Origin of the sequence: Bradyrhizobium xenonodulans (assembly GCF_027594865.1) — a bacterium.
In the GTDB taxonomy this organism is placed as follows: domain Bacteria; phylum Pseudomonadota; class Alphaproteobacteria; order Rhizobiales; family Xanthobacteraceae; genus Bradyrhizobium; species Bradyrhizobium xenonodulans.
Genome location: NZ_CP089391.1, coordinates 3,201,498 through 3,213,879 on the forward strand (window position 1 = coordinate 3,201,498; position 12,382 = coordinate 3,213,879).

General features: G+C 63.1%; 14 protein-coding genes. 7 read left to right on the forward strand and 7 right to left on the reverse strand.

Going from position 1 to position 12,382, the window contains the following annotated elements; genetic code table 11:
* Positions 1–22 precede the first annotated feature (22 nt).
* The 4 genes from I3J27_RS14705 to I3J27_RS14720 form a co-directional block, all read right to left on the reverse strand.
* A complete protein-coding gene (locus I3J27_RS14705) occupies positions 23–226 on the reverse strand; it encodes a DUF1289 domain-containing protein (RefSeq protein ID WP_270170392.1) in 204 nt (67 codons plus the stop codon).
* 44 nt (positions 227–270) lie between these two features.
* A complete protein-coding gene (locus I3J27_RS14710) occupies positions 271–1,866 on the reverse strand; it encodes a sensor histidine kinase (protein WP_270170394.1) in 1,596 nt (531 codons plus the stop codon).
* A gap of 136 nt (positions 1,867–2,002) precedes the next feature.
* The gene (gene nhaD, locus I3J27_RS14715; RefSeq protein ID WP_270170396.1) at positions 2,003–3,280 is read right to left on the reverse strand and encodes a sodium:proton antiporter NhaD; all 1,278 of its coding nucleotides are present in this window, start codon (positions 3,278–3,280) and stop codon (positions 2,003–2,005) included.
* Between the two features lie 22 nt (positions 3,281–3,302).
* A complete protein-coding gene (locus tag I3J27_RS14720) occupies positions 3,303–4,175 on the reverse strand; it encodes an NAD(P)-dependent oxidoreductase (protein WP_270170399.1) in 873 nt (290 codons plus the stop codon).
* 187 nt (positions 4,176–4,362) lie between these two features.
* On the opposite strand from I3J27_RS14720, the gene I3J27_RS14725 reads away from it, so the two are divergent.
* The 5 genes from I3J27_RS14725 (at position 4,363) to I3J27_RS14745 (ending at position 9,191) form a co-directional block, all read left to right on the forward strand.
* On the forward strand, positions 4,363–4,800 hold the full coding sequence (locus I3J27_RS14725) for a VOC family protein (RefSeq protein WP_270170401.1): 438 nt from the start codon (positions 4,363–4,365) through the stop codon (positions 4,798–4,800).
* Between the two features lie 84 nt (positions 4,801–4,884).
* Complete coding sequence (locus tag I3J27_RS14730) at positions 4,885–6,021, forward strand: Mrp/NBP35 family ATP-binding protein (RefSeq protein ID WP_270170408.1); 1,137 nt, start codon at positions 4,885–4,887, stop codon at positions 6,019–6,021.
* A gap of 217 nt (positions 6,022–6,238) precedes the next feature.
* On the forward strand, positions 6,239–7,330 hold the full coding sequence (locus I3J27_RS14735; RefSeq protein WP_270170410.1) for a TRAP transporter substrate-binding protein: 1,092 nt from the start codon (positions 6,239–6,241) through the stop codon (positions 7,328–7,330).
* A gap of 166 nt (positions 7,331–7,496) precedes the next feature.
* Entirely contained in the window at positions 7,497–8,585 is a 1,089-nt protein-coding gene (locus tag I3J27_RS14740; RefSeq protein WP_270170412.1) for a TRAP transporter substrate-binding protein, read from the forward strand.
* 255 nt (positions 8,586–8,840) lie between these two features.
* Positions 8,841–9,191, forward strand: coding sequence for a YunG family protein (locus I3J27_RS14745; RefSeq protein ID WP_270170414.1), 351 nt, complete (start codon positions 8,841–8,843; stop codon positions 9,189–9,191).
* A 138-nt stretch (positions 9,192–9,329) separates the two neighbouring features.
* Here the strand turns inward: I3J27_RS14745 and I3J27_RS14750 are convergent, their stop codons facing one another.
* Positions 9,330–9,920 (reverse strand): hypothetical protein, encoded by a 591-nt coding sequence (locus I3J27_RS14750; RefSeq protein WP_270170416.1) that lies wholly within the window; start codon positions 9,918–9,920, stop codon positions 9,330–9,332.
* 26 nt (positions 9,921–9,946) lie between these two features.
* The gene (gene plsY / locus I3J27_RS14755; protein WP_270170418.1) at positions 9,947–10,633 is read right to left on the reverse strand and encodes a glycerol-3-phosphate 1-O-acyltransferase PlsY; all 687 of its coding nucleotides are present in this window, start codon (positions 10,631–10,633) and stop codon (positions 9,947–9,949) included.
* 128 nt (positions 10,634–10,761) lie between these two features.
* On the opposite strand from plsY, the gene I3J27_RS14760 reads away from it, so the two are divergent.
* Positions 10,762–11,088, forward strand: coding sequence for a hypothetical protein (locus I3J27_RS14760; protein ID WP_270170420.1), 327 nt, complete (start codon positions 10,762–10,764; stop codon positions 11,086–11,088).
* 147 nt (positions 11,089–11,235) lie between these two features.
* Here the strand turns inward: I3J27_RS14760 and I3J27_RS14765 are convergent, their stop codons facing one another.
* The gene (locus I3J27_RS14765) at positions 11,236–11,712 is read right to left on the reverse strand and encodes a MarR family winged helix-turn-helix transcriptional regulator (RefSeq protein WP_270170422.1); all 477 of its coding nucleotides are present in this window, start codon (positions 11,710–11,712) and stop codon (positions 11,236–11,238) included.
* A gap of 95 nt (positions 11,713–11,807) precedes the next feature.
* On the opposite strand from I3J27_RS14765, the gene I3J27_RS14770 reads away from it, so the two are divergent.
* The gene (locus I3J27_RS14770; RefSeq protein WP_270170424.1) at positions 11,808–12,176 is read left to right on the forward strand and encodes an antibiotic biosynthesis monooxygenase family protein; all 369 of its coding nucleotides are present in this window, start codon (positions 11,808–11,810) and stop codon (positions 12,174–12,176) included.
* Positions 12,177–12,382: the final 206 nt, after the last annotated feature.

A 12,382-nucleotide genomic window follows, 5' to 3' on the forward strand; every position in this document is an offset into this window, starting at 1 on the left:
CCTCCACAGGCGCACAGGCCCGTCAGGCGCGTTCGGTCGATCCCGCGATCGGCGCCAGTCCGGCGTCCGCCATGCGTGCCGGCAACAGCGCCATCACCGCCAGCCGTTCCACGCTCTCCATGGCGTGCCAGCGTGCGATCTCCGGCAAGGTCCGGCCGCAGCCGAAGCACAGCCTGGTCCTGGGATCGATCATGCAGACGGCGACGCACGGCGTTTCTTTGCTCATTTGGACATAGTGGGGGATCGTCGGGCATTTCTGCAAGCATGTCGTTAAGAGCCCGTACCTGCGCTCATGATCGGCCTGTGGCGCGGCCGGCGTTTCTCGTCGGGGACCGCGGAACTCTCCGGCTGGAGCGGCGGAGAATCGTCTGATATCGGCGCAAGCGCACTCATCACGCGTTCCGGCGGGAAGGTGACGATCACCTCGGTGCCGATGCGCAGCTTCGATTTCAGTGTGAACGTGCCGCCATGCAGATCAATCAGGTTCTTGGCGATCGGCAGGCCGAGGCCTGCGCCCTGTTCGGCCGACTTGATTGAGTTGGAGCCTTGGCCGAACGAGGCGAGCACGACCGGGATCTCGTCCTCGGGAATGCCGGAACCGGAATCCCGCACCGAAAGATATTGTCCGCCCGAGGCAGTCCATCCGGCCTTGAGCCAGATCTCGCCGCCTTGCGGGGTGAACTTGATCGAGTTGGAGACCAGATTGAGCACGACCTGGCGGATGGCGCGCTCGTCGGCCCAGAGCCGCGGCATGGCCTGCTCGAACACCTCGTGGATGGTGATGCCGCGGCTGGAGGCGCGCAGCTTCATCAGATGATGGCAGTCGGCGACGATGCCGACCAGCGACACCGCTTCCTCGTTCAGTTCGTAGCGGCCGGCCTCGATCCGCGACAGATCGAGGATCTCGTTGATGAGATTGAGCAGGTGCACGCCGGAATTATGGATGTCGGCGGAATATTCTTTGTAGACCGGCACGGCATGGGCGCCGAAAATCTCGCTCTTCATCACCTCGGAGAAACCGAGGATTGCGTTCAGCGGCGTGCGCAGCTCGTGGCTCATCTGCGCGAGGAAGCGCGACTTGGCGACGTTGGCGGATTCGGCACGATGCCGCGCTTCGTCCGAGATCGCCTTGGCCTGCTCGAGCTCACCGATCAGCGCGTCCTTCTCGGCGCGCGCCTCAAGCGTAGCAAAGGTCGAGGAGTGAAGGCGATGCGCCAGCAGCACGAAATAGCCTTCGGCCGCGAGCGCGAGCGCGGCCAGGATGTAATTGTCCAGCGCGCCGGTCATCGCGAAGCTCAGCGCCATCGCGACCGCAACCGGCGCGGTGGCGGCAAGGGCGGCGATCGGCAAGTTCGCCGCCAGCATGCTCGATACTGCGATCACCAGCAGCATCAGGAACATCATCAGCGTTTCCGTGACCATGTCGAGCACGGGATGGATCAGGATCGCCATCCAGCACAGGCCGTAGAGCAGGTCGAGCACCACGAAGCGCGTCCGCCAGGCGCGCGTTGCCGCGGGCGAGGCGGGCTCGGCTAAAAAGCGGTGGCAACTGCGGATCATCGCAGCGTGAATGCAGAGCATGCCGGCGGTCCAGGCCGCGGCCGGAATCGGCTGCATCCACAGCCCGAACAGTATGCCGGTGGCGACCACCAGCAGCATCACGACATAGGACGCCGACAGCCGCGTCTGGGCATATTGGCGCAGCATCTCGGCGTCGAAGGCCGGGCGGGTTCCGCTGGTCGACGTTAACTTGTCGCGCGCCTCGCGCACCCGCTGCGCCGCAGCCCGTCGGCTGCTCGCCGATGGCGCGCTGACCGGCTCGGCCGGAAGCTGCACGACCTCTGGCTTTTCAGCGGGTTTACTCATCGAACAACAACATTCCTGCCCGCGCGAGGCGGGCCTTCTGCATTGTCTATCTCTGGCAAGAAATCCTTAAGAGGTGACTTAAGGAGCTAAAGAATTACGTTAACCGCGCGTTAATTTTCAGCCCGCGCGATTCCACTCAGTGGAGCCAGGCGTGCTGCGCAATGTAGACGACGGCGCCGGCCAGATAGCCCGCGAGCGCAGGTCCTGCGATGCGGCGGGCGTACCAGAGGAACTCGATGCGCTCGAGCCCCATGGCGGCAACGCCGGCGGCCGAGCCGATGATCAGGATCGAGCCGCCGGTGCCGGCGCAATAGGCGATGAACTCCCAGAGGAAGCTGTCGGTCGGATAATGCGCGAGGTCGTACATGCCCATGGTCGCGGCCACCAGCGGCACGTTGTCGATGACGGCGCTGAGCAGCCCGAGAATGACGACGATGACGTCCTGGCGGCCAAAGGTGGCGTCCAGCCATTTGGCCAGCATCGACAGCAGGCCGGCATGTTCAAGGCAGGCGACCGCGAGCAGGATGCCGACGAAGAACACGATCGAGCCCATGTCGATGCGGGTCAGCGCATGCGCAAGCGTGAGCGGCTGGCGAACGTGCTCGTCCTTGTTGCGATGGACGATCTCGCCGACCAGCCAGACGATGCCGAGCCCGAGCAGCACGCCCATGAAGGGCGGCAGATGGGTGAGCGTCTTGAAGGCCGGCACCGCGATCAGCACGCCGAGCCCGAGATAGAACATCACGTTGCGCTCGAACGGATCGACGCCCTGCAATCCGCCGTCCTTGGACGGGGCCGCGATGGTCCTGCCGCGCAGCGCCAGGCTGATGAACGCCAGCGGTATCAGCAGATTGACCAGCGAGGGCAGGAATGTCGCAGCCATGATCTTCAACGGCGAGATCTGCCCGCCGATCCACAGCATGGTCGTGGTGACGTCGCCGATCACGGTCCAGGCGCCGCCGGCATTCGCGGCGATGACGATGAGGGAGGCGAACAACAGGCGGTCGTCGCGCCTGGCGATCAGCCGCTGGATCAGCGAGACCATCACGATGGTGGTGGTCAGATTGTCGAGGATCGCGCTGAGGAAGAAGGTCACGAAGCCGATCAGCCAGATCATGCGGACCTGGCTGGTCGTGCTGATCCGTGAGGTGATGACCTCGAAGCCGTCATGGGCGTCGATCACCTCGACGATGGTCATGGCGCCGATCAGGAAGAATACGATCTGTGCGGTGGAGGCGACCGATTCATCGAGCTGGCGGCCGACGATCGTGTGATCGCCGGTCGCTATCGCGTAGACGGTCCAGAGCAGGCCCGCACCCAACAGCGCGGACGCGCTCTTGTTGACCCCGATAGGGTGCTCGAGCGCGATCGCCGCATAGGCGAGGACGAAGATGGCGGCGATCGCGATCAGCAAGGCGAGGTCAGTCCGTTTATTGTCAGCGATTGAGGCGTGCGAGCAGGCTCGACGTGTCCCAGCGCTTGCCGCCCATCTTCTCGACTTCGGCGTAGAACTGGTCGACCAGCGCAGTCACCGGCAGATTGGCGCCATTGCGGCGGGCTTCGGCCAGCGAGATCGAGAGGTCTTTGCGCATCCATTCGACCGCAAAGCCGAAATCGTACTTGTCCTCGTTCATGGTCTTGTAGCGGTTCTCCATCTGCCAGGACTGCGCCGCCCCTTTTGAGATGGTCTCGATCACGGCGGTGACGTCGAGGCCACTCTTCTTGGCGAAGTGGATGCCCTCGGAGAGTCCCTGGACCAGGCCGGCGATGCAAATCTGGTTGACCATTTTGGTCAACTGGCCCGAGCCGGCGGGGCCGAGCAGTTTGCACATCCGCGCATAGGCGCCGGTGATGATCGGCTCGGCGCCGGAATAGGCGTCCTGCGTGCCGCCGCACATCACCGTCAGCACGCCGTTCTCGGCGCCCGCCTGGCCGCCCGACACGGGTGCGTCGATGAACTTGAAGCCGGCCTTGGTTGCGGCGGCATCGAGCTCGCGCGCGACCTCGGCGGAGGCGGTGGTGTGGTCGACGAAGGTCGCGCCCTTCTTCACGCCGGCGAAGGCGCCATCGGGGCCGATCGTGACCGCGCGCAGATCGTTGTCGTTGCCGACGCAGCACATCACGAAATCCTGGCCTTCGGCGGCGGCCTTCGGGGTCGCCGCGGTCTTGCCGCCGAACTTGTCCGCCCATTCCTTCGCCTTGGCCGCGGTGCGGTTGTAGACGGTGACCTCATGGCCCCCTTTTTTCACGAGGTGTCCGGCCATCGGGAAGCCCATGACGCCGAGACCGAGGAAAGCGACTTTAGCCATGTGTGGTACCTTGTCCGTAGTTTGGATTTTACGGTTCTTGCCGGGCGAGGGGGCGCCCGGTTCCGCCGTTGCGGCGGATTGGAGGCGCACCATAAACCCTTGACGCCGGAGGGCAACGCCTTCGTTTGTCCTCCTCCTGTGCTAGGATGCGGGACCAAGGAGTTACAATAAAAAAGGGAGCGAGAGCATGGGCGGCGTGAGCGTGGGCGTGCTCGATCATTTCAACATCCGGACCCGGAATCTGGCCGAGACGGTCCGCTTCTACGAGGACGTGCTGGGCCTCGAAAAAGGCGCCCGGCCGAATTTTGCCTTCCCGGGGGCCTGGATGTACAGCGAGGGCAAGCCGGTGGTGCACCTCGTCGACATTTCTCCGACCAGCGAGCCACAAAAGCCGGATTCCGGCGTTGTCCACCATGTCGCCTTCGTCAGCCGCGGGTTCGACGGCATGAAGCAGCGGCTGGCGTCCAAGGGGATGAAGTTCGACTCCCGCCAGGTGCCCGGCGGCGACCTCTGGCAGATCTTCGTCCACGACCCCAACGGGGTCATGATCGAGCTGAATTACGAGGCGGCCAAGGAGCAGGGGGCCGCGCCCGCCGAGATGGCTGGCGATATCGGCAGGCAGTAGCCTTTTGGGCGTTTCCGCTCTAATGGGGCATCCTGAAGCCTTGGGCATGATCTGGTGGATCATGCCCCGTTTGGGAGATGCGCTTTGAGCGTGACGCAGCAACAGGTTCTTGACAGCCTCGCCCGGATCAAGTCGCCCCGCGGGGTTGCGCTCACCAATGCTAATGTGCTGAGCGCGATCAGCGCGGCCGACGGCAAGGTGTTCTTCTCGATCAACGTCGATGCCGCCGAAGCGCGGGCCTGGGAATCCGTCCGGGCCGAGGCTGAGGCCGCCGTGCGCGCCATTCCCGGCGTCACCACCGTGATGGTGGCGCTGACCGCCGAGCGCAAGGCCGGCGCCGCGCCGCCGCCACCCCCGCAGCCGAGCCGCGGCACGCCCGGCGTGCAGCCGGTCCACGCCCACAAGCCGCCTCAGGGCGGCGCGTCGCCGATGTCGCGACAGTCCGAGATTCCGGGCGTCGCCGCCGTGATCGCGGTGGCCTCCGGCAAGGGGGGCGTCGGCAAATCGACCACCGCGCTCAACCTGGCGCTGGGCTTGCGCGACCTCGGCCTCAACGTCGGGCTGCTCGATGCCGACATCTACGGCCCCTCGGTGCCGCGGCTGACGGGCTTGCACGACAAGCCGGAGCTCGATGGCGAGCGCAAGATGATTCCGCTCAGGCGCTTCGGCCTTGCCATCATGTCGATCGGCTTCCTCGTCGAGGAAGAGACCGCGATGATCTGGCGCGGTCCCATGGTGATGTCGGCGGTGACGCAGATGCTGCGTGACGTCGCATGGGGTCAACTCGACGTGCTCGTCGTCGACATGCCGCCGGGCACCGGCGATGCCCAGCTCACGCTGGCGCAGAACGTGCCGCTGAAGGGCGCCGTGATCGTCTCGACCCCGCAGGACCTGTCCCTGATCGACGCGCGGCGCGGGCTTGCCATGTTCAAGAAGGTCAACGTGCCCGTGCTCGGCATCGTCGAGAACATGAGCTATTTCCAGTGCCCCCATTGCGGCACGAAATCGGACATTTTCGGTCATGGCGGCGCGCGCCACGAGGCCGAGAAGCTCGCCGTGCCGTTCCTGGGCGAGATTCCCCTGCACATGGCGATTCGCGCTTCGTCGGATGCCGGTAGCCCCGTGGTCGACAGCGAGCCGGACGGTCCCCATGCGGCGATCTATCGCGCCATTGCGGGACAGGTCAGGGACCAGCTCAAGGGCGTCGTCACCGCGGCCTGAGCCGGGCAGGGGCAATCCCTCCCGGCCAATCCCTTGGGGGCATGCGACTTTCGTAGAGCCCCGTCATGCCATTGTCGCGTTCCGAAAGCCGGCCGTCCGTGTTAAAGGCCCACGGCAGTCAAGCCCCTTCGGTTCGACGCGGCCCAAACGCGTCGCCGGAATGAGCGGCAGCAAAGAGGAAGTTAGGGGAAACGCCCCAACAAGGAGAGACCTGAAGATGAAGCGTCGTGATTTCCTGAAAGTGTCGGCAGCAGGCGCGGCGGCGACCGCCGCGGTGGCCTCGCCGGCGATCGCGCAGTCCTCGCCCGAGATCAAGTGGCGCCTGACTTCGAGCTTCCCGAAGTCGCTCGATACCATCTATGGTGGCGCCGAGCAGGTGGCGAAGTACGTCGCCGAGATGACCGACAACAAATTCCAGATCCAGGTGTTCGCCGCCGGCGAGCTCGTTCCCGGCCTCCAGGCGCTCGATGCGACCACGAACGGCACGGTCGAGATGTGCCACACCGTCTCGTACTATTATGTCGGCAAGGATCCGACCTTCGCGATCTTCGCCTCGGTCCCGTTCGGCCTCAATGCGCGCCAGCAGAATTCGTGGCTCTATCAGGGCGGCGGCAACGAGCTCGCCAACGAGTTCTTCAAGAAGTCGAACGTGATCGGCTTCCCCTGCGGCAACACCGGCACCCAGATGGGCGGCTGGTTCCGCAAGGAGATCAAGACCGTTGCCGATCTGTCCGGCCTCAAGATGCGCATCGGCGGCATTGCCGGCCAGGTGCTCCAGAAGGTCGGCGTGGTGCCGCAGCAGCTCGCCGGCGGCGACATCTATCCGGCGCTGGAAAAGGGCACCATCGACGCGGCCGAATGGGTCGGTCCCTACGATGACGAGAAGCTCGGCTTCGCCAAGGTCGCCAAGTACTACTATTACCCGGGCTTCTGGGAAGGCGGTCCGACCGTCCATGCCTTCGCCAATCTCGAAAAGTGGAATACGCTGCCGAAGAACTATCAGGCGATTCTCACCAACGCGATGGCCAACGCCAACAGCTGGATGGCCGCGCGCTACGACATGCAGAACCCGGCGGCGCTGAAGCGCCTGGTCGCCGGCGGCACGCAGCTTCGTCCCTTCACCAACGAGGTGCTCGAGGCCTGCCTCAAGGCGACCAACGAGCTGTGGGGCGAGGTCTCGGCCAAGAACGCCGACTTCAAGAAGTCGATCGACGCCATGCAGGCCTACCGCTCCGACGAATATCTGTGGTGGCAGGTCGCCGAATACACCTACGACAGCTTCATGATCCGCTCGCGCACCCGCGGCTGATCTTCAAGTCCAAAGTCGCAAGACCGGAAAGCCCGGCCTCCTCGTGAGGCCGGGCTTTTTCTTTGCCGCAGTGCGATCACGATGGCATTCGGTCCGCCGTTGCGTCATGCTGTCCGCAAGCCTCGGCAAGAAGGCCCACAATCACGATCCATCAGGGCAGGAAATCATGAAGAGAAGAGACTTCATCAAGGTCACAGGACTTGGCGCGGCCGGCGCCGCCACGCTCGCGGCTCCCGCGATCGCGCAGTCGATGCCGGAAATCAAATGGCGCATGCCGACGAGCTGGCCGAAATCGCTCGACACGCTCTTTGGCGGCGCCGAGATGATGTGCAAGATGGTCGCGGAAGCGACCGACAACAAATTCCAGATCCAGATCTTTGCGGCCGGCGAGATCGTGCCGGGCCTCCAGGTGCTCGACGCCGTGCAGAACGGCACCTGCGAGATCGGCCACACCGCGTCGTACTATTATTTCGGCAAGGACCCGACCTTCACTTTCGGCTCGGCCGTGCCGTTCGGTCCCAACATGCGCATCAACCAGGCCTGGTACATGCAGGGCGGCGGGCGCGAAGTGCTAAACGAGTTCTACAAGGGCTACAACGTCGTCTCGCTGCTCGCCGGCAATACCGGCTGCCAGATGGGCGGCTGGTTCAGGAAAGAGGTCAACACGCCCGAGGATCTCAAGGGCATGAAATTCCGCATCGGCGGCTTCACCGGCCGCGTGCTCCAGAAGCTCGGCGTGGTGCCGCAGCAGCTCGCCGGCGGCGACATCTATCCTGCGCTGGAGAAGGGCACCATCGACGCCGCCGAATGGGTCGGTCCCTATGACGACGAGAAGCTCGGCTTCTACAAGATCGCGCCGCATTACTACTATCCCGGCTGGTGGGAAGGCGGGCCGATGCTGCTCGCCTTCGTCAATCTCGACAAATGGAATGCGCTGCCGAAATATTACCAGAGCGTGCTGGAGCAGGCCGGCCACTACGCCAACAACTACATGATGGCGCGCTACGACACGGCCAATCCGCTGGCGCTGAAGAAGCTGCTCGCGGGCGGCACCAAGCTGCATGCCTTCTCGCCGCCGATCATGGATGCCTGCTACAAGGCCGCCAAGGAGCTGCACGCCGAAGTCGGCGCCACCAACGCCAACTTCAAGAAGGTGCACGACTCCCTCGCCAAGTTCACCAGCGACGGCTACGCCTGGTTCCAGGTCGCCGAGGTCGGCTACGACATCTTCATGGCGCGGCGCTCGCAGAGCTGATCGCCTCACTTGTCGCCTGCAACGCCCCGAAGCGAAGGCTTCGGGGCGTTCTTGTTGGTACGTTCAGAAGCGTCTCCAACAAAAAAACTGAAAAACAACCCCATGCACAGTAGACGGGGACAGCGTTATCAATGACTTGCCGGAATGGCGCGAGCATCTGCGGAATTACCGAAGTTACTTGACGCGTCGGGCGAAACAGCGACATAAGCCTATCATTGCCTAATCCGAATTTCGGTCGCCGAACCCGAGGGCCCGATGAGCTTCAATCCAGATGAGGTTCAGACCGTGCTGCGCAAGGCCTGGTCGTTGGCCACGGCCAGCCTATGGACGGCGGACAATCCGGCGGCAGGGCAATGCAACGTCACTGCGCTGCTCATTCATGAATTCTTTGGCGGCGACTTGCTGAAGACGCCGCTGCCGGCCGGCGATCATTTCTACAATCGGATCGAGGGGCGGCGGTACGACTTCACGGCGAGCCAGTTCGATCAGCCGATCGCTTACATGGATTTGCCGACGGATCGGGCGGATGCTGAGCAGGGAGCAACAAGCGACCAATTGGCTGAGCTCAGAGCTGCGTTTCAGGAGAATCGTACAAAGTCAGGTTAGGGCCAGCGTAGGATGGGTAGAGCGCAGCGAAACCCATCCTTCTCACTCCGGGTGATCAAGCGCGCCATTGCCATTGTTGCCTGAGACTGGCCGCGCGATGGGTTTCGCTGCGCTCTACCCATCCTACGAGTTATCTGATCACCGATGCGCAGTGACGCCCCAGCCTGATCCCTGCATGCGCATCACGGTGCGATCGCCGTCTGTCCAGAAACCGGAAAATCCTGCCCACGGCGCAAACTTCCATAGAAGTTGGCCAAGTTCCGTCGGTTTTTCCTCTTCATCCATCTGGCAATCGGCAGAAGCCCATATTGCATTCGCGAGCACGACGAAGATGATTGCAGTATCGACCACGTCCTGCGTTGGCCTCCAAGCGCGTGAGCCGGGCTGATCGTCGGGCCAATCGCCAGTGACCCACAATTGTGCGCCCGTTTCCGGCTTGAACCCACACGCCCATGCATATTGATTTTCCTTGATGATCGGCACCACCCCATCGGGCCGAGCTTCGTACCGATGTGGGGATATCAGGGTGTCCTGACTTTCGAAGATATTGATGTTCCCGCGCTCCAGCCACAGACGACCCAGGCGGCGATTGGTGGTCCGGATGGCCGGCGGCACGGCGAAAGCGAGAGTGATCTCGGACCCTGCAAAATCATTCTTCCAGCCGAACCAACCGGAGATGAATGAGCAGGCGTCTTCGACGGTGGCAATGATCTGTGGCGGTTCGCTCATTTTCCAATCCCGAAAAAATGCACGCGCTAGACCTGCGCTTCCGCCTTCGTATCCGGAGCAGTTCGACCCAGGCGCGGCTCCGTTCCCGCCAACAGCCGCCCGATGTTGGCGCGATGGCGCACGATCACGTAGAGGCCGCCTGCGATCACCAGCAATCGGTAGGGCAAGGGGTGCTCGAAAGCGCAGACGAGAACGATGGCCGTCAACGCCGCGAGGATCGAGCTGAGGGAAACAACCCGGGTCATCGCCAGCACGATGCCGAAGGTCGTTGCAGCACCCAGTCCCACCGGCCACGACAGCGCCAGCAACACCCCCAGCCCGGTCGCCGCGGACTTGCCGCCTGTAAAGTTCAGCCAGATTGACCGGCTGTGTCCGAGCAGTGCGGCAATTCCGGCCAGGCCAACGGCCCAGGGCACCCACGTTTGCAGGTCGGACGCTGTCGGCGGCGTTGAGGAAAACGCTGCAGCGAGCCAGGGACAGAACGAGCGGGCTATGATGATGGCCGCCACGCCTTTCAGCACATCGGCGATGAGCACAACCAGCGCAGGCCATTTTCCCAGAGTCCGCAAGACATTCGTCGCCCCCGTGGATTTGGAGCCATGCTCGCGGATATCGATGCCTTTCAGGAGCTGTCCCGCCAGATAGCCCGTGGGGATAGAACCGAGAAAATAGGCGATCACCAATCCGACGGCGCTCGCTGTCCAGAAGGCCATGGGTTCGTTTCCAGTTTCCGCAATCGGCATTTTATCGCTGAGTTTGTTTGACCGCCATGGGATGCTCTTGAAATGGATGCTCTTGAACCTCATTCCGGCTGGGAGCGTCAAACTCTGGACGCTTCAGGGTGCTTGCCTTGTCCACCAGTTTGGTCGGCCTTTTTCATATCCCAACGCTGATCCTTGCATGGATCTTTACGCTCGCCATCGCGGGCGGGCCGCTGCTTTGGAGGTTCCTGAACTACACGCCGGTGACGCGGTGCGCGGTCGTGCAAGCGGTGTCGAACTTTGTTGCGACGGGATGCTGGCTGACATTCGGCAGCGCGGCGATGAACGCCCACGAGCGCGGTCTGATCTCCTTGTTCACGAGCATCCTCGCCGTGGCATTCCTGTTTGCTGGAGCGGCCGGTGGCTCGCACCTTATCGCGCGATGGTGTCCCGATGAGCAGCCTTAGCGTGCGACAGGCGCGGATTATTGGCTGCTGCGCAGCGCTTGCACGAGGTTGAGGGGGAGATCAAAAGGCGGGCAGACCGCAGGATGGGTGGAGCGCCGCGAAAGCCAACCTACGAGTTCAGCGAGCACATCGACCGCCATCCCGCCGCTACACCTCCTCGTCAGCTTCGTCATTGCTCTCCAGCTTGTTCCGAAGCGCCGTGACCACGCGGTGAACGGTTTGCAGGTCCTTGACTGCGAGGCCTTCCGCGAGGCCGTTGACCCATGGCGCCTGCAAATTCATGGCGGCGCCGAAGGTGCGCTTTCCCTTGTCGGTCAGGACGACGAGTTGAGCGCGGCGGTGGTGCGGGTTGGCCTCGAACGCCACGAGCCCTTCCGCATGAAGGTCGTTGACGATCCGCTGCACGTTCTGGCGGTTCGCGCCGAGATCGCGGGCGAGCCATGCGACCGGTTGCGGGCGCTCTGCGTGCACGATGGCGCCGAGGATCTGCCAGCGGGCGCTCGTGAGCCCGAGCCGGGCCACCAAGCGGTCACCTGCGGTCAAAAGCTGGCTGTTCAGCCTGAAGAGGTCGAGCATGAGATTGGTCAGGGCATCGCCCGCCGGCGTTCGTTGCGATTTCAGCATATGTCACCATAAATCTATCTTGACATCATGGTGTCAAAGATTTACTTAGCGATCGTACCACATTGACATCATGCAACCAAACAAATGAGGCATTCATGTCGCATCTCCGTCCACTGGATCCCGCTTTTCCGATCGAACGTCAGCTCGGCATCGAGACCAGTCCCGTCGTGCTGGTGAATGTGTTCACGCTCGACAAGGCCGACGAGCAAAGCTTTCTCCAGGTCTGGCAAGACGATGCTGCCTTCATGAAGCGGCAGCCGGGCTTCATCGACACCCAGCTTCACCGCGCGATCGGCGAGAGCCCGACCTATCTGAACTACGCCGTCTGGGAATCGACCGCCCACTTCCGGGCTGCGTTCACGCACCCTGAGTTCAGATCGAAGATCTCGGCCTATCCTTCGTCCGCCGTCGCTGCTCCGCACCTGTTCCAGAAGGTCGCGGTACCAGGCATCTGCGTCGCATAGCTCGCCGGGCAATTTATAGGGAGGACCCGACGCGATCATTCAGCGCTGATCGGTTCTTGCCAGATGCTCTCGAAAGAAGGCCAGTGCGGCGGCGCTGAACTCGTCGCGAAAGGCGATCCGGTCGAACCCGGATCTGTCGACGCAGAGGTTGGGACGTTTCAGCGCCAATTCCGGCGAGCAGGGCGCACGGAAGACAAATGGCCAGC